This is a genomic window from Acidovorax sp. DMC1 (assembly GCF_056314325.1).
Genome location: NZ_JBQUYO010000006.1, coordinates 161,031 through 177,047, shown reverse-complemented (window position 1 = coordinate 177,047; position 16,017 = coordinate 161,031). Strand labels below are relative to the sequence as shown.

Sequence of the window (16,017 nt, the reverse complement as noted above, 5' to 3'; positions counted from 1 at the left end):
CCGCAGGGATTCACCCTGATGCGATTTTGCCTGTGCTGCGGCACGATTGTTGCAATGCAGCATTGTCTTTTTGGCTGATTCCATGTCCTTGCCTCCACTCACCCGCCGCGCCTTTGGCGCCGTATCTGCCTTGTCGGCAGCTGCGGTGTGGGCGCCTGCCGTCGGGGTGCGTGCGCAGACCGATGGCGCGGCGCTGGGGCGGGTGACCGTGGCGGTCGGCGGCCAGGGCGTTCTGTACCACCTGCCGCTGGCGCTGGCCGATGCGTTGGGGTACTTCCGCTTGGAAGGCCTGGACGTGGTGGTGCGCGACTATTCGGCGGGAGCTCTGGCCTGGCAGGCGGTGCAGGACGGTGCGGCCGATGTCTGTTCCGGTGCGTTCGAGCATGTGTTGCGTGCGCAGGCGCGCGGTCATGCCTACCGTGCGCTGGTGGTGCAGGGTCGGGCGCCACAACTGGCGCTTGGTGTGTCCCTGCGGTCGGTACCGGCGTACAAGGATCTGGGCGACCTCGCAGGGCGCAAGGTGGGCGTGTCGTCGGTGGGCTCCTCCACCCACTTGGCCGCCAGCCTGATGCTGATGCGCGCAGGTGTGCCCTTGCGGGAGGTGTCGTTTGTGGGCGTGGGCTCGGGCACCAATGCCATGAACGCGCTGCGTTCCGGCCAGGTGCAGGCGTTGTGCCATGCCGATCCCATCATGACCCTGCTGGAGCAAAAGGCGGACACCCGCATCGTGGGGGACCTGCGCTCGCTCAAGGCCGCGCAGGACATGTTCAGCGGCACGATGCCCGCCAGTTGCCTGTATGCGCCCCAGGCGTTCATCCAGAAGCAGCCTGCCCAGGCCCAGGCCCTGGTCAATGGCGTTGTGCATGCGCTCAAATGGCTGCAGACGGCAGCGCCAGCCGATCTGGTGAAAACGGTACCACCTGCCTATCTGATGGGCGACCGGGGGCTGTACTTGGCGGCGTTCAGCCGCGTGCGTGAGACCTACTCCACCAATGGCCTGATGCCTGACGAAGGCCCTGCCACCGCATTGCGGGTGCTGTCGCGGGTGTTGCCCGAACTGGCCGAGGCCAAGATCGAACTGGCCCGTACCTTTACCAGCGACTTCGTGCGCAAGGCGCGCCAGAAGTACAGCGTCTGACGAATTGCGGTTGTGGGGGTTGAGGCTGAGTCCTCTGGCATCGACTACAGTGTCAGCCGCCTGCACAGATACCCGCCACTGCACCGCGATCACTCCGCGCCACCGGCATTGCGCAGGCCACGTATGCGGCGCTTGTGCTGTGCCATTCCCGAGCCATTTTTCAAGGACCCATCACCATGTCGCTGAGCCTCAGCATCGGCCCGCTCGTTTCCCTTATCGCAGGCATTCTCATCCTGGTCATGCCGCGCCTGCTCAGCACCATCGTGGCGCTCTACCTCATCATCATGGGCATTTTGGGGTTGCTGGGCATGCACACGCTCCGTTTCTGAGCACGGCCCCAGCCACTCAGCCCAGCGATGTCCTGCCAGCCTTCGCGGCCGGCAGGGGCGCGGGTCAGCGGCGCTTGACTTTGGAGGGCGTGCCTCCGCGTCGCGAGGGCGCGGGTGCCTGGCGTTTGGCCGCCGTGGCGACCGAGGCGCGGGCGCTGCTGCCGCTGCGCGCTTGGCCCTGGCGCACCGGCAGGTACACCACAACTTGCTGGCCTACCTTGAATGCGGCATTCGCCCGCACGTCGTTCCAGTCGGCCACGCTGGCGGCTGCCAGCTTGTAACGCCGGGCAATGCTGGCCACCGTGTCGCCCTTGCCGGCGCGCACGGTGGTGCGGCGGGTGACGATCTCGGGGGTGAGGCTCAGCTGGCCGTTGTCGGCCAAGTGGGACGACACGTCTTGCCGTGTGGTTGTGGAGCGCGGCACCATCAGGGCCGAGCCCGCCTTGATTAGCATGCGCGGCGGGATGTTGTTCATGCTGCGCAAGTCGGCTTCGCTCATGCCTGCACGCTGGGCCGCTTCGGCCACGCTCATGGTGGTGGGCACGGACCACACGGTCCAGCTGGCGTACTGGCCTTCGCGCTTGGCTTCGAGATTGCGCTGGAACACCTTGGCGTTGTCCCAGGGAAGCAAGATTTGTGGTGTGCCCGCCGCCAGGATCACAGGCCGCTTGAACGACGGGTTGAGCGCGCGGAAGTCTTCCTCCCGGATACCTGCCAGCGATGCCACCAGCGACACGTCGATGTCGTGCGTGATGTCCACGGTCTGGAAGTAGGGGTGGTTTTCGATCAGCGGCAATTCAGTGTTGAACGCCTCAGGGTTGGCCACGATGTTCTTCACTGCCTGCAGCTTGGGCACATACATGCGGGTCTCTGCCGGCATGTTCAGGTCGCTATAGCTGGTGCCCAGCCCCAGCTTCTGGTTGCGGGCAATGGCGCGGCCCACGCTGCCTTCGCCCCAGTTGTAGGCAGCCAGGGCCAGGTGCCAGTCGCCAAACATGCCGTAGAGCTTTTGCAGGTAGTCCAGCGCTGCGCGGGTGGACGCCAACACGTCGCGGCGGTCGTCGCGGAAGGCGTTCTGCTTGAGGTCGAAATAGTTGCCCGTGGCAGGCATGAACTGCCACATGCCTGCGGCCTTGGCGCTCGATACGGCCTGGGGATTGAACGCGCTCTCGATGTACGGCAGCAGTGCCAGCTCGGTGGGCATGCCCCGGCGTTCCAGCTCTTCAACGATGTGGAACAGGTATTTGCTGGACCGCTCCGTCATGCGCTGCATGTAGTCAGGGCGGGTGGCATACCACTGCTCGCGGTCCTGCACCAGCTCGTGCTGCAGGTCTGGCATGGCAAAGCCGCGCCGGATGCGGTCCCACAGGTCGGCCGGGGCCGACAGCGACGCCACCTCGCCACTCGCGGCTTGCGCGGCGGTGATGGGTTTGAGCGGGCCGTTGGGGATGACAGGAGTGTGGGGGGCGGTAGGGGCTTTGGTGCTGGTGGTGCTGCCGCCAGCAGCGGCTTGGTCGGGCGCTGAACCCGTGGTGGCGCAACCTGTCAGCCACAAAAGGCCAGCCAGGCAGGCAATGTGCAAAATCTTCATCGGAACTCGTTTTTCCATTGACGCAGCGCGGCCAGCACCGCTACAGCGTCGTCAAGGGACACCTGCGCATCGTAGCCCTGGGCGGCTTGTGCCACCGGGCTCTGCCGCACGCGCAGAAAGGGGTTGATATCTCGCTCCAGTGCCATCTGCGAGGGCAGGGTGGGCTGGTTCTGGGCCCGCAAGGCCTCGCATTGGCTGCTGTAGTGGAGCAGGGCGGCATTGCCAGGTTCCACGGCACGTGCAAACTTTAGGTTCGACAGGGTGTACTCGTGGGTGCAGCACACCCGGGTGTTGCCGGGCAGCGCAGCCAGCCGGTCCAGCGAGTCCAGCATCTGCGCAGGCGTGCCTTCGAACAGCCGCCCGCAGCCGCCCGAGAACAGCGTATCTCCGCAGAACAGCAGGGGCGCGCCGTCCATGTCGGCGCAGTAGTAGGCGATGTGGCCGGCCGTATGCCCCGGCACATCGATGACCTGGAACTGCAGCCCCAGCGCGTTGACGGTATCGCCCTGCGCCAGCCGCGACAGCGGCTCGGGGATGCGCTCCCGTGCAGGGCCATACACCTGTGCGCCAGTGGCGGCGCGCAGGGCATCGACTCCGCCGACATGATCGGCATGGTGGTGCGTGACTAGAATTGCCTGCAATGTCAGGCCCCGGCGGTGCAAGGCCTGCTCCACCGGCGCGGCTTCTCCCGGGTCCACCACGATGGCCTGGCGGCCGTCGTGCAGCATCCAGATGTAGTTGTCGGTAAAGGCGGGCAGCGGTAGCAAGTTCATGAGCGATCAAATTATAGGTTTGCACCACTGGTTCGACTCCCCCCCCGGCCGCTATCTGCTCGCTTGGGAACAGGCGCGCTTTGACGAGGCGGTGGCCAATATTTTTGGCTACCACAGCCTGCAGCTCGGCATGCCGCTGCTGGACGGCCTGCGTGCCAACCGCATGCCCCACCAATGGCTGGCCATGGGCCAGGAGGCGGTGGAAGGTTCCATCGCCTTTGTCGAGACTGGGGGTGTCGATGGCCCGCTGCAGCGTCGCGCGGTGGACTTGCTCACCGAGCCCGTGGCCCTGCCTTTCCCCGCCGCCAGCCTGGACCTGCTGGTGCTGCCGCACACACTGGAGCTGAGCATCGACCCCCATGCCGCGCTGCGCGAGGTGGAGCGGGTGCTGGTGCCCGAGGGGCGCGTGGTCATCAGCGGCCTGAACCCCACCAGCCTGTGGGGCTTGCGGCAGCGGCGTGCGCGGCTGTACCAGCGCCTGGGGCTGGGCAACCTGTACCTGCCCGATGTCGGCGAGTTCATTGGTTACCGCCGCCTGCGCGATTGGCTGCGGCTTTTGAATTTCGAAGTCGAATCGGCCCGTTTTGGCTGTTATCGTCCAGCGGTGCGCACGGCACACTGGCTGGAGCGTTTTGGCTGGATGGACCCTCTGGGTGAAAGGTGGTGGCCGATCCTGGGCGCTGCGTATTTCCTGGTGGCCGTCAAACGGGTGCATGGCATGCGTTTGCTGGAGCCCGCCTGGCGCACCCACCGCCAGCGTGCGGCGGGCACCGTGCCCATCGCCAACCGGGCGTCACAACGCGGGGTGAGTTCCTCGCGGGCCGCCCGCCGGCAGCCCGGCACGAGCCTTGAGCCCATTCGTATCCGGTTGCCCGGCAGATCCATCCCCGGTGCTGCAACCATCCATCACATTGTCAGGAACAGAGTTTGAACCAGGTAGAGATTTACACCGATGGCGCCTGCAAGGGCAACCCCGGCCCCGGCGGATGGGGCGTGTTGCTGCGCTCCGGCGCGACCGAAAAAGAACTGTTCGGTGGCGAACTGGGCACCACCAACAACCGCATGGAGCTGATGGCGGTGATCGAAGCGCTCTCGGCCCTCAAGCGCCCCTGTGCCGTGACGCTGTACCTGGACAGCGAGTACGTGCGCAAGGGCATCACCGAGTGGATCCATGGCTGGAAGGCCAAGGGCTGGCGCACCGCCTCCAAGCAGCCCGTCAAGAACGTGGAGCTGTGGCAGCGGCTGGATGCGCTGGTCAGCACCGGCGGTCACCGCATTGAGTGGCGCTGGGTGAAGGGGCACTCGGGCGACCCGGGCAACGAGCGCGCCGACGAGTTGGCCAACCGGGGCGTGGACCAGGCCCTGGGCCGTAGATAGCCTGAAAGTCGACTCAGCGTTTCGCACAAGCCTCTTCGGAGGCTTTTTTCATGGCCGTGCCGGGGACTGCCGCTTGCGGCCAATGCCCTGGGATATTGCAGCGCATGGCTGCGGCTGCATACACCCACTGTTACATTGTGTGACTGCGCTTCCCACCTCAACGGATTGACTGACCCATGGCGTCCAAGAACAAGTACCTCGTTTTCGCTGTCATCGGCATCGCGGCTGCATCGGGCGCAGCCTGGTGGTTGCAGAAACCAGCCCAGCCACCGCAGCGTACCGAGGCCGGGGCGAGCGGGACGGGTACACCTGCGGGCGGTGGTGCCGCTGCGGGTGCCGGTCGCCCCGTGGCCGTGGAGGCCGTGACCGTGCGGAAGATGGCGCTGCGCGACGATGCCGAAGCCGTAGGCAGTCTCAAGTCGCGCCAGAGCGTCATGCTGCGCCCCGAGGTGGGCGGGCGCATCACCCAGCTCAACTTTCACGATGGCCAGCGCGTGCGGCGCGGGCAGGTGCTGGTGCAGCTGGACGACCAGTTGCCCCGTGCACAAATCCAGCAAAGCCAGGCCGAGTTGTCGATTGCGCAGGCCAACCACAAGCGCAACCAGGAGCTGGTGGCTCAGGGTTTCATCAGCCAACGCTCTGTGGATGAGAGTGCTGCCAACCTGGAAGTGGCCCAGGCCAAGCTGGCGCTGGCCCAGGCCACCGGCCAGCGCCTCAAGATCGTGGCCCCGTTCGATGGTATTGCGGGCATTCGGGGTGTGAACGTGGGCGACTACCTCAAGGACGGGGCCGACATCGTCAACATTGAAGACCTCGATGCGGTGTACGTGGACTTCCGTCTGCCCGAGCGGCTGCAGAGCAAAGTGCGCCCGGGCCAGACCGCACAGATCACGTTTGATGCACTGCCGGGTGTGCGCTACGCCGCCCTGGTGCAGGCCATCAGCCCGCAGATCGATGCAGATGGGCGGGCCATTGCGGTGCGCGGCTGCATCGACAACCGCCGGCTGCAATTGCGTCCCGGCATGTTCGCGCGGGTGACGACCGTATTCTCCGAACGCAGCGACGCGCGCGTGGTGCCCGAAGAAGCCATCGTGCCCGACGGCTCCAGCCCCTATGTGCTCAAGGTGGTGGAGGGCAAGGAGCCCGGCAGCCAGGTGACTCGCCGCACCCCGGTGCAGCTGGGCGTGCGCTCACCCGGATGGGTGGAGATTCTGGACGGCCTGAGCGCTGGTGACCTGGTGGTCACGGCGGGCCAGCAGCGCATCCGCAAGGACGGCACCGAGGTGCGCGTGGTGGAGCTGGGCAAGCAGGGCAACGGTGGCGCGGCGGCCGCAGCCGCGCGCCTAGCGTCGGGCGCTTCAGGTGCCGCGACCGGGGCGGGCCCAAAGGCTGCAGCAGGGGCCGATGCGCCTGCGCCGAACACCTCTGCGGCGCCAGCATCTCCATCTCCCGTGACAGCCTCCACGGTGCCGAGCGCGATGGCGGTTCGCAGGGAGGCCCAACCCCTGCCAGGTCCCAACCCTTGCCAGCTGGCTGGAAGCGCGACCCGATCAACGGCCCCGGGCCGCCGTACGCCTGTCTGACGGGCTGCCTGTCGTCACCCTCTGATGCCTACGGACTGCCATGCAACTCGCTGAAATATCGATCCGCCGGCCGGTGTTTGCCACCGTGCTGTCGCTGCTGGTGCTGCTGATTGGTGCGGTGAGCTTCACGCGCCTGTCGGTGCGCGAATACCCCAAGATCGACGAACCCGTGGTCACCGTCAGCGTGCGCTACGCGGGCGCGTCGGCCGAAGTGATTGAATCGCAGGTCACCAAGCCGCTCGAAGACTCCATCGCCGGGATCGACGCGGTGGATGTGATCACCTCCATCAGCCGGGCCGAACAAAGCCAGATCAGCGTGCGCTTTCGGCTGGAGAAGGATGCCGACAACGCGGCAGCCGAAGTGCGCGACCGCACGGCCCGTGTGCGCAACCGCCTGCCGCTGGCGGTGGATGAGCCCGTGATTGCCAAGGTCGAGGCCGACGCTTCGCCCGTGATGTGGCTGGCCTTCAGCAGCGACACGCGCACCCCGCTGGAGGTCAACGACCTCATCAACCGCATCGTCAAACCCCGTTTGCAGACCGTGACTGGTGTGGCCGACGTGCCGATTTACGGCGAGCGCAAATACGCCATGCGGGTGTGGCTGGACCCCGAACGCATGGCCGGTTACCGCCTGACCACGCAGGACGTGGAAGACGCCATCCGCCGCAACAACCTGGAGCTGCCCGCGGGCCGCATCGAGTCGCAACAGCGCGAGTTCAGCGTGACCTCGCAGACCGACCTGAAAACCCCGGCACAGTTTTCCGACATCGTGATCCGCACGGTCAACGGGTTCTCGGTGCGGGTGCGCGATGTCGCCCGGGTCGAAGAAGGCCATGCCAGCGACCGCAGCCGCGTGCGGCTCAATGGCCGCGATGCGATCTCGGTGGGTGTGATCCGCCAGGCCACGGCCAACCCGCTGGAGCTGTCCAAAGGCGTGCGCGCCATGATCCCCCTGCTCAAGGCCGATCTGCCGCCAGACATCGGCATCGACATTGCCAACGATAACTCCTTGTTCATCGACCGCTCCATCAAGAGCGTGTACTCCACCATCATCGAGGCCGTTGTGCTGGTGGCGCTGGTGATCTTTGTGTTCTTGCGCACCTTCCGGGCGTCCATCATCCCCATCATCACCATCCCGGTCAGCCTGGTGGGCAGTTTTGCGCTGATGGCACTGGCGGGCTTTTCGATCAACACGCTCACGCTGCTGGCGCTGGTGCTGGCCATTGGCCTGGTGGTGGACGACGCCATCGTGATGCTGGAGAACATCTACCGCCACATCGAAGAGGGGCTTGACCCGTTCTCGGCCGCCATCAAGGGTGCCCGTGAAATCGGCTTTGCCATAGTGGCCATGACGCTCACGCTGGTGGCGGTGTATGCGCCGCTCGCATTCACGCCAGGCCGCACGGGGCGCCTGTTTGTGGAGTTTGCACTGGCGCTGGCCGGGGCCGTGGTGGTGTCGGGCTTTGTGGCCCTGACGCTCTCGCCCATGATGTGCTCGCTGTTGCTCAAGCACAACCCGAAGCCCAACTGGTTCGATCGCTCCATGGAGCGCTGGCTCACGGCCCTGTCAGACGCGTATGGTCGTTTGCTGCGCTGGATCGTTACGGCCCGCTGGGGCGGCACGGGTTCTGGGCGGGGCGGTGTGCGGGGTGCGCTGTTCCAGGCCCGCTGGATCGTGCTGGGCGTCATGGCCCTCAGCGGCGCAGCGCTGGTGCTGGTGTTCCCCACCATGCGGCAGGAGCTGTCGCCGCTGGAAGACCGGGGCACCATTTTGGCCAGCGTGACCGCACCCGACGGCGCCACGCTGGACTACACCAACCGCTATGCGCTGGAGCTGGAAAAGATCGGCAACACCTACCCCGAATTCGACCGCGTGTTTGCCAACATCGGCAATCCCACGGTGGCACAGGGCAGCGTCATCTACCGCACCGTGGACTGGGAAAAGCGCGACCGCACCACGCTGGCCCTGGCCAAGGAGCTGCAGCCCAAGGTGGCGGGCCTGCCCGGCGTGAATGCCTTCCTGATCACGCCGCCGTCGCTCGGCCAGGGCTTTCGCTCGCGGCCCCTCACCTACGTGATCCAGACCTCGGACAGCTACGAAAACCTGAGCAAGGTGGTGGCCGCGTTCATGGCCGAGATTGCGCAGAACCCCGGCATCGTGTCCCCTGACGTGGACCTGCGCCTGAACAAGCCCGAGCTGCGCATCGAGGTCAACCGCGAACGCGCCGCCGACCTGGGCGTGAGCGTGGAAGTGGTGGCCAAGGCCATCGAGACCATGCTGGGCGGCCGCACCGTCACGCGCTACAAGCGCGATGCCGAGCAGTACGACGTGATCGTGCAGACCGAGGCGCGAGGCCGCACCACGCCCGAGAACATCGACACCATCTACGTGCGCGGCCGCAACGACGCGATGATCCCGCTGACCAGTCTGGTCAACGTGCGCGAAAGCGTGAGCCCGCGCGAGCTGAACCACTTTGGCCAGCGCCGCTCGGCCACCATCACGGCCAACCTGTCGTCCGACTACTCGCTGGGCCAGGCCATCACCTTCATGAACGAGACGGCCGCCAAGGTGCTCAAGCCCGGCTACACCACCGACCTGAACGACACCTCGCGCGAGTTCAAGAACTCCCAAGGTGCGCTGGGCGTGGTGTTTGTGCTGGCGCTGGTGTTCATCTTCCTGGTGCTGGCGGCGCAGTTCGAGAGCTTTATCGACCCGCTGGTCATCATGGTGTCGGTGCCGCTGTCGATGATTGGTGCGTTGCTGGCGCTCAAGTGGAGCGGCGGCTCGCTCAACGTGTATTCGCAGATCGGGCTGATCACGCTCGTGGGGCTGATCACCAAACACGGCATCCTGATCGTGGAGTTCACCAACCAGCTGCGCGAAGAGGGCATGGAGATGGTGGACGCGCTGGTCAAGGCCTCGGCCCAGCGCCTGCGCCCCATCCTGATGACCACGGGTGCCATGGTGCTCGGAGCCATCCCCCTGGCACTGGCCACGGGTGCTGGCGCCGAAACGCGCACACAGATCGGCTGGGTGATTGTGGGTGGCATGTCGCTGGGCACGCTGCTCACCATTTTTGTGGTGCCCACCATGTACACGTTGTTCGCCCGCAAGGCGGTGCCGGGGGCCAACACTGCGGTGGCGGTGGACGCGCCGGCACACCCGCTGCACCCGCACGACTATGTGGCCAAGTAACTTTCAATAGGGGGCGGGCTGATAAGCCGTGCGGCTAAAGCCATCAAAGCAATACAACACAAGAAAGGGGCCCGTGGGGCCCTTTCTGCTTTTCAGTGCATGCGTGAACGATGTGTGGGTCGAGCTGGCGGCGCGGGGGGCTCAGGCCAGCACCGACTGCACCGCGTCCTGCAGTTCTTGCCCGCCTTGTGGGCGCACCAGGCGGGCCACTTCCTGGCCGTCTTTCAGAAACACCAGCGTGGGCCAGAGCTTCACACCGAACGTGCGGCCCAGGCGCTGGCCAGGGCCGTCTTCCACCTTGACGTGGGCAATGTCCGCGCGGTCCTTCAGGGCGGCTTCGATCAGCGGCTGGGCGCGTTGGCAGTGGCCGCACCAGGGCGTGCCGAACTCGACCACCGTGGCGCCGGGCAGGCGGTCCACATCGTCTCGGGATGGGGGTTGTGCAAGGTGTTGCGCGGAGTAGGGCATGGCGTGATTCGTGGTCTGTGAACAGAGCGAGAGGCAGGTTTCAGGTTACCTTGGTGGCCGGTGCCATGCACCGGCTGGCGGCGCATTGCCGTGTCAGATCACGCCCTCAAACACCATCACGTCCACCGCATCGCCCACCGCCACATTGCCTTGCCCGTGGTGCAGCACGATGAGCCCGTTGGCCTGCACCATGGAGCTGAGCACGCCCGAGCCCTGGTTGCCGGTGGTGCGTACCTGCAGCGTGCCGTCGGCGGCGGTGGTGACCAGGCCGCGCTGGTATTCGGTGCGGCCGGGCTTCTTGCGCATGGGCTCGGTGCTGATGGCTCGCAGCAGTGGGGGCGCCGCACGGGTGCACCCCATCATGCGCAGCAGGGCGGGGCGCACAAAGGCCAGAAAGGTCACCATCACCGCCACGGGGTTGCCGGGCAGCCCGAAGAGCACTGCGCCACCGGGGGCTGTATTGATATCAGTATTGATATTATTTTGATAGCTGTCAGCGCTTGATGCACTAGCGCTTGAGGCCGAAACGGCTTGATTTTCTGCGTTGCCGATGCGCCCCACGGCCATCGGGCGGCCCGGGCGCATGGCGATGCGCCAGAAGGCCACGTCGCCCAGCTTTTTCATCATGGTGCGGGTGTGGTCGGCCTCGCCCACACTCACGCCGCCGCTGGTGATGATGGCGTCGGCCTGCTGGGCTGCCTGGCGGAAGGCGGCTTCAAGCAGCGCGGGTTCGTCACGCACCACGCCCAGGTCAATCACCTCCGCCCCCATGCGCGTGAGCAGGCCGAACACGGTGTAGCGGTTGCTGTCGTACACGGCGCCTTCGCGCGGCGCCTCGCCCAGGCTCAGGATCTCGTCGCCGGTGGAGAAGTACGCCACGCGCAGGCGGCGGACCACCGTGACGGTGGGCAGGCCCAGGCTGGCCACCAGGCCCAGGGCGGCAGGCGTCAGCAGCTCGCCACGGGCCAAGGCCACGCGGCCTTCCATGATGTCCTCGCCCTTGAAGCGGCGGTTGTCGCCGGCGCGCAGCACATCGGCGGCAATGGTGATGTGGCCGTCGGCTGCGGCGGTCGTGAACTCCTGCGGCACCACGGTGTCCAGCCCGGCGGGCATGATGGCGCCGGTCATGATCTTCACGCATTCGCCCGCCGCCACCGTGCCCGCCCAGGCCTTGCCGGCCAGGGCGGTGCCCACCACGCGCAACGTGAGCGGCTGCCCGGCCACCAGTTGCGCACCCGCAAAGGCGTAGCCGTCCATGGCCGAGTTGTCGTGGGGCGGCACGCTCACCGGGGAGATCACGTCTTGCGCCAGCACGCGGCCCAGCGCGCTGAACAGCGGCAGCACTTCGGTGGCGGTGACGGGCTCGACCAGCCGGTCCAGAAACTGGTTCACATCGGCAGCGCTCAGGGCCTGCGGGTCGTAGCCTTGCAGCTCGGCGGCTATCTGGGCAATGGTTTTCATGGGTGGGATTGGCTTGAATTCAGTGGGAGAGCAGCCGCAGCATGTGCAGCTTGTCGTAGCCCACGCCATCCACCACGATGGCGTGGGGCAGCAGGCCCCAGGCGCGGAACCCGGCCTGCTCGTACAGGCGCACCACGTGGTGGTTGGACGCGGTGACGGTAAGCACCAGCTGGGTCAGCCCCGGCACCTGGCTGGCGGCCTGCATGCAGGCCTCCACCAGCATCCGGCCAATGCCCCGGCGCTGCGCAGCGGGCGACACCATCATGCCCACCACCACGGCGCAGTGGCGCTGCTTGGTGCGTTGTTCGCGCTCGCAACCCAGGCAGCCGAGCAGCTGGCCTGCCGCGTCAAAGGCGCCCAGAAAGAACTGGCCGGACTCCAGCGCGCCAAACCGCGCCACGTACTCGCTGGCATCGCGGCCCACGGAGGATTCGTAGTCCGAGGTGAAAGCATCCGGCGCCGTGCGCAGTGCCTCGTCGCGCAGGGCCTTGTAGGCCACTGCATCGGCGGCGACCAGGGGGCGGATGTGTACCGCGCCAGCATCCGCTGGTTCCACTGGTTTCACTGCGTCCACGGGGGGCGATGGTTCATGGGGTGGGCGGGCAGCTCAGGCCTGGGGCGCGCTGCTGCTTTCCAGCGCGTGCAGCTCGGCCAGCGTGTTGGCGTTGAAGAAGGCCTGGGGGTCGTCGCCCGGCTGGTCGAAGGGCACGATGGCACAGCGGTGCTGGCCCGTCCACGCGTCGATCTTGCGGCCACCGGCCTGGGTGAAGGCGACCAGGCTTTCCAGCAGGTCCACACGCAGCAGGCAGAACACCGGCTGCGGGCGCACGGTGATGTGGCCCTGGCCGTCGTCTTCGGGCGCTGCGGCCATGGCAATGTCGGCACCCTCGGCGTCTGCCGCGGCCGCCAGGCGCTGGGCGAGGTCCAGCGGAAACAGCGGAGTGTCGCAGGGCACCGTCAGCAGCCAGGGCGTTTCGCAGCGCTCCAGCCCGGTCAGAAAGCCCGCCAGGGGCCCGGCGTAGTCGCTCAGCACGTCGGGCCACACCGGCGTGCCAAACGCTTCGTAGGCCGCCAGATTGCGGTTGGCGTTGACCATCACGTTGCCCGTCTGCATCTGCAGCCGCATCAGCGTGTGCAGGGCCAATGGCAGCCCGCGAAAGTTCTGCAGGCCTTTGTCCACCCCGCCCATGCGGGAGCCTCGGCCCCCTGCGAGGACCAGGCCGGTGATGTCTTGGGTTTGAATCATGGATGCTCTTCAAAAGAATGCAGGCCGGAATTTCCCGTGGCCTTTGAGACTGCGCTCTGCAGGTCAGGGCAGCCAAGCAAGGGCCGCCCCGCAGCGAGGGCTGCGTCCCCCTTCCCGCATCGCGCAGCGGTGCGAGAGAAGGGGGAAGCGACGCAGTCGCTCAGGGGGTTGTCCGAGGTCATCCGCCGATGTAGCTCATCTCAACGCGCCGCGCCCCCTGGCCGGTGTCGGCGGGCAGGCTGCTGCGCAGCTCCGAATAGCGGTCGTTGCGTTGCTGCCAGATGGGGGCGATGGCCGAGGCAATGTCAGCATCGCTTGCGCCGCCGCGCAGCAGGCTGCGCAGGTCGTAGCCCTGGCTGGCAAACAGGCACAGGTAGAGCTTGCCTTCGGTGGACAGGCGCGCGCGGTTGCAGTCGTGGCAGAAGGCCTGGGTCACGCTGCTGATCACGCCCACCTCGCCCAGCGCGGGGTCGTGTTGGCCCTGCGCATCGGCATAGCCCCAACGCTCGGCGGTTTCGCCGGGGCTGCTCGGGTCCAGCGGCACCAGTGGCAGTTCGGCGCGCAGGCGTTCGATGAGTTCGGCCGACGGCAGCACCTCGTCCATGCGCCAGCCGTTGGTGGCGCCCACGTCCATGTATTCGATGAAGCGCAGCGTGGTGCCTGTGCCGCGAAAGTGCCGCGCCATGGGCAAGATTTCGTGGTCGTTGGTGCCGCGCTTGACCACCATGTTGACCTTGATGTGCGACAGACCCGCTGCATGCGCGGCCTCGATGCCGGCCAGCACATCGGCCACCGGAAAGTCCACATCGTTCATGCGGCGAAAGATGGTGTCGTCCAGGCCGTCCAGGCTCACCGTCACGCGGTTCAGGCCCGCGTCCTTCAGGGCCTGGGCCTTGCGCGCGAGCAGCGATCCGTTGGTGGTGAGGGTGAGGTCGGGCGCCAGGCCATCCACGGTGCGCAACTGGGCCAGTTGCGCCACCAGGTCTTCGAGGTTCTTGCGCAGCAGGGGTTCGCCGCCCGTCAGGCGGATCTTGCGCACGCCATGCGCCAGAAAGAGCCGCGCCAGCCGTGTGATTTCCTCAAAGCTCAGCAAAGCCCCGTGCGGCAGGTAGGGGTAATCCTTGTCGAACACTTCCTTGGGCATGCAGTAGTTGCAGCGGAAGTTGCAGCGGTCCGTCACGCTGATGCGCAGGTCGCGCAGCGGGCGGCCCCGGGCATCGGTGAGTAGCCCTGTGGGGCTGACCAGCTGGGCTGGCACCTTGGCCGCCAGCGAGGCCAGGCGCTCATCGACCAGCGGAATCACGCGTTCAGACATGGGTGGGCTCGTTCAGCAGGGCGGGAGGGCACATGGCCCGCATTTTCTCACTCCAGCCAGCGCACGTTCTGCAGGATCTCGTCGAAGAAGCTGCGCAGCATCAAGGTGCTCATGCTGAAAGGGTCGAAATCCGGGGTGCTCGAGTATTTGAGGAACAGCTGCCGGTTGGCGTCCACCGAGCCCAGAAGCCCCATGGACCAGCTGGTGAAGCGGCGGTGCGGGATCTCGCCAAAGTCCAGCACGGCCGTGTCCTTGTGGCGCGTGTCCTTGAGCAGGCGGTGGTACAGCGCGTTGACGGCAGCGCGGTCGCCTTCGAGCTGCTGCAGGAAGATGCCGTTGTTCAGGCACAGCGCGCCAGTGATGCCCGCGCGGGCATTGTTGCGCTGCGAGGCGCTCAAGATGTCCTTGATGTCCGCAGGGCCGAGCACGCGGGAGGTGCGGCTGGCGTAGGTCAGTTGTATCAACATGTTCGTCTCCTGAGCGGCGCAGTGTGTCAGGTTTGGCGGGGAGGTGTGGGCCCTTCTGCGAATGACCTTGAAGGCGGATTTGTTGCGGCAGCGCAAACGATTGCGGCGGATGGCGGTGCGCTTTGATCTGGCGCAGGGCATGGGAATGCTGCATCGCAACAATGCAGGCATCCGATTTCAAAGGGTTCCCATGCCAGTTCGCGAGGTATTGAACAGCTTCTCCGCAGACGCCATGCCCTGCCAGCGCCGTGTGGCGGTTCAGTGGGTGGCGGCAGGCATCCTGCTGCCCACCTGGGCGAGTGGGGCCGTTGGGGCCCAGGCACAGATGGGGTTGTCCGGCGCCATCAACTATGCGGGTTGGTTCCGTGCGCTGTCGCAACGCATGGCCAAGGCCTATTGCCAGCAGTACCTGCAGGTGCTGCCCGGCGCGGCGGTGGATGTGATGGGGCTCGCCCGCAAGATGGCGCAGTCGGGCAGCAGCGAGCTGGCCCGGGGCATGCAGACCGGGCGCTGGCCCGCCGACGTGGGGCGCCAGCTGGAAGACGTGCAAAAGCAGTTTGCGCTGCTCAACCAGCTGACTGCAGCGCCGGCCACCCAGACCGCCCTGGTGGTTGCGGCCTCCGAGCAGGCCGACCGCACGCTGCTGGTGGCCCAGGCTGTGACCGAGTCCATCGAGAAGATGGCGCAGGCGCCCAGCGCCCGCCTGGTCAACCTGGCGGGCCGCCAGCGCATGCTGTCGCAGCGCCTGGCCAAAAACTACTTCTTGAGTGCTGCCAAGGTGGAGTCGAAGGTGGTGCACGCGCAGCTGGCGGCCGATGCGGCCGACTTCCGGCAGGCGCTGCAGACGCTCAAGTCAGCGCCAGTGTCCACGCCCGCCATCCGCAGCGAGCTGGAGCTGGCCGACTCGCAATGGCTGTTCTTCGACGCGGCCCTGCGCCGCCCGGCCGACGACGCCGGGCTCAACGCGGTGGCAACGACCAGTGAACGCCTGCTGGGTGTGATGGACAAGCTCACCGGCCTGTACGAGGCGGCCCTGCGCGAGGTGCTGGGCTGATCGGCTGCTCGCGGTTCGG

General features: G+C 66.6%; 15 protein-coding genes. 7 read left to right on the top strand and 8 right to left on the bottom strand.

Going from position 1 to position 16,017, the window contains the following annotated elements:
• The first annotated feature begins 82 nt into the window (after positions 1–82).
• Both ACT531_RS14335 and ACT531_RS14330 read left to right on the top strand, forming a co-directional pair.
• On the top strand, positions 83–1,138 hold the full coding sequence (locus tag ACT531_RS14335) for an ABC transporter substrate-binding protein (protein WP_015013604.1): 1,056 nt from the start codon (positions 83–85) through the stop codon (positions 1,136–1,138).
• A gap of 176 nt (positions 1,139–1,314) precedes the next feature.
• Positions 1,315–1,467 carry a DUF3096 domain-containing protein gene (locus tag ACT531_RS14330; protein WP_015013605.1) on the top strand — a complete coding sequence of 51 codons (153 nt, stop codon included), beginning with the start codon at positions 1,315–1,317 and terminating at the stop codon, positions 1,465–1,467.
• Between the two features lie 64 nt (positions 1,468–1,531).
• On the opposite strand, the gene ACT531_RS14325 is transcribed toward ACT531_RS14330, so the two are convergent.
• Both ACT531_RS14325 and gloB read right to left on the bottom strand, forming a co-directional pair.
• On the bottom strand, positions 1,532–3,058 hold the full coding sequence (locus ACT531_RS14325) for a transglycosylase SLT domain-containing protein (protein ID WP_476017845.1): 1,527 nt from the start codon (positions 3,056–3,058) through the stop codon (positions 1,532–1,534).
• Positions 3,055–3,831 (bottom strand): hydroxyacylglutathione hydrolase, encoded by a 777-nt coding sequence (gene gloB, locus ACT531_RS14320; RefSeq protein ID WP_476017844.1) that lies wholly within the window; start codon positions 3,829–3,831, stop codon positions 3,055–3,057. Before gloB ends, ACT531_RS14325 begins: the two co-directional genes overlap by 4 nt.
• On the opposite strand from gloB, the gene ACT531_RS14315 reads away from it, so the two are divergent.
• From ACT531_RS14315 to ACT531_RS14300, 4 genes are all read left to right on the top strand, one after another.
• Positions 3,830–4,762 (top strand): class I SAM-dependent methyltransferase, encoded by a 933-nt coding sequence (locus tag ACT531_RS14315; RefSeq protein WP_476017843.1) that lies wholly within the window; start codon positions 3,830–3,832, stop codon positions 4,760–4,762. The two genes, gloB and ACT531_RS14315, sit on opposite strands and share 2 nt — an antisense overlap.
• A complete protein-coding gene (gene rnhA / locus ACT531_RS14310; RefSeq protein ID WP_422849280.1) occupies positions 4,759–5,208 on the top strand; it encodes a ribonuclease HI in 450 nt (149 codons plus the stop codon). The genes ACT531_RS14315 and rnhA overlap by 4 nt, the downstream gene beginning before the upstream one ends.
• Before the next feature lie 176 nt (positions 5,209–5,384).
• Entirely contained in the window at positions 5,385–6,791 is a 1,407-nt protein-coding gene (locus ACT531_RS14305; RefSeq protein ID WP_476017842.1) for an efflux RND transporter periplasmic adaptor subunit, read from the top strand.
• Between the two features lie 40 nt (positions 6,792–6,831).
• A complete protein-coding gene (locus ACT531_RS14300) occupies positions 6,832–9,987 on the top strand; it encodes an efflux RND transporter permease subunit (RefSeq protein ID WP_476017841.1) in 3,156 nt (1,051 codons plus the stop codon).
• Positions 9,988–10,128: 141 nt separating this feature from the next.
• Here ACT531_RS14300 and ACT531_RS14295 read toward each other — a convergent pair whose 3' ends face one another.
• From ACT531_RS14295 to ACT531_RS14270, 6 genes are all read right to left on the bottom strand, one after another.
• Positions 10,129–10,455 (bottom strand): thioredoxin family protein, encoded by a 327-nt coding sequence (locus tag ACT531_RS14295; RefSeq protein ID WP_476017840.1) that lies wholly within the window; start codon positions 10,453–10,455, stop codon positions 10,129–10,131.
• Positions 10,456–10,548: 93 nt separating this feature from the next.
• Positions 10,549–11,916: a molybdopterin molybdotransferase MoeA gene (moeA, locus tag ACT531_RS14290; RefSeq protein WP_476017839.1), complete on the bottom strand. Its 1,368-nt coding sequence runs from the start codon at positions 11,914–11,916 to the stop codon at positions 10,549–10,551.
• Between the two features lie 19 nt (positions 11,917–11,935).
• Positions 11,936–12,490, bottom strand: coding sequence for an N-acetyltransferase family protein (locus ACT531_RS14285; protein ID WP_476017838.1), 555 nt, complete (start codon positions 12,488–12,490; stop codon positions 11,936–11,938).
• A 33-nt stretch (positions 12,491–12,523) separates the two neighbouring features.
• Positions 12,524–13,162 (bottom strand): molybdenum cofactor guanylyltransferase MobA, encoded by a 639-nt coding sequence (gene mobA, locus ACT531_RS14280; RefSeq protein WP_291445673.1) that lies wholly within the window; start codon positions 13,160–13,162, stop codon positions 12,524–12,526.
• A 178-nt stretch (positions 13,163–13,340) separates the two neighbouring features.
• Positions 13,341–14,477, bottom strand: coding sequence for a GTP 3',8-cyclase MoaA (moaA, locus tag ACT531_RS14275; protein ID WP_476017837.1), 1,137 nt, complete (start codon positions 14,475–14,477; stop codon positions 13,341–13,343).
• A gap of 47 nt (positions 14,478–14,524) precedes the next feature.
• Complete coding sequence (locus ACT531_RS14270) at positions 14,525–14,944, bottom strand: BLUF domain-containing protein (RefSeq protein ID WP_015013617.1); 420 nt, start codon at positions 14,942–14,944, stop codon at positions 14,525–14,527.
• Between the two features lie 190 nt (positions 14,945–15,134).
• Between ACT531_RS14270 and ACT531_RS14265 the strand changes: the two genes are divergently transcribed.
• On the top strand, positions 15,135–15,998 hold the full coding sequence (locus ACT531_RS14265) for a type IV pili methyl-accepting chemotaxis transducer N-terminal domain-containing protein (RefSeq protein ID WP_148279934.1): 864 nt from the start codon (positions 15,135–15,137) through the stop codon (positions 15,996–15,998).
• Positions 15,999–16,017: the final 19 nt, after the last annotated feature.